General features: G+C 69.2%; 1 protein-coding gene and 1 pseudogene. Both read right to left on the bottom strand.

Features of this window, described 5'->3' with window-relative positions; genetic code table 11:
• A pseudogene (locus tag J7528_RS23765) lies at positions 1-291 on the bottom strand (sterol desaturase family protein); the annotation flags it as partial.
• On the bottom strand, positions 288-741 hold a 454-nt coding region (locus J7528_RS23760), incomplete at its 5' end, for a hypothetical protein (protein ID WP_291879798.1). The gene J7528_RS23760 and the pseudogene J7528_RS23765, both read right to left, overlap by 4 nt.

Here is a 741-nt window from a genome sequence, read left to right as displayed (position 1 = left end):
AGACAGGTAGTAGGTCAGGTCCTCGGCGAAGAAGAGCAGCACCCAGGCCCAAACGGCGGTCATCGGGATCGTGAAGATGCGGTGCTCGTACACCCAGACCGTGGCGGCGAAGATCGCACCGCCTAGGATCGCGCCGGCGATGCTGCTGCCCAGACCCATGGTCAGGGACATGGCGGTGTCCTTGGCCTCGTAGCGGGCGTCGGCCTTACCCAGGCGCGCCAGGATGATCTCGAGGATCACGGCCAGCACGAAGAACGGGATGGCGAGCTGGACGGGGTCGACGGTCTTCATGCGAGCTCTCGCGGCGGCCAGGGGCCATCGTTCAAGGCCAGGCGTGGGGCGCCGTCGGCCGTCTTGATCGTCAGGAAGCCGTTGTCGGCCTTGGCGGCCAGGGCGGCGCCGAACGCCAGGTCGCGGGCCACATAGCCGTCGCCCTTGCGCCAGGCGATCAGGGCCCGATCGCCCGAGCGCGCCACCAGGCCCGCCCCGTCGGCGGCGATCCATAGGGCGTCGACGCGGTCGTCCGGGAACTCCATGGCCAGCAGGGTCCGCGCGCCGTCGGCGTCCAGCGGCGGCGTGGGACGCGGAATCCGCGCCCAGGCGGCGAGCGCCACCAGCAGGCTGACCGCGACGGCCGAGCCAAGCAATTGAATCAACAGCGCCTTGTCCAACGACGCTTCCTCCCAAAACTTGACGCCAGCGTCAGGCTCCACGGAGCCAGCGTCAAGAGCGAGATAGGCG

Origin of the sequence: Caulobacter sp., assembly GCF_017744445.1 — a bacterium.
GTDB lineage: Bacteria > Pseudomonadota > Alphaproteobacteria > Caulobacterales > Caulobacteraceae > Caulobacter.
Note: the sequence above shows the minus strand (reverse complement) of the source record. Positions and strands in the feature narration are given on the sequence as shown.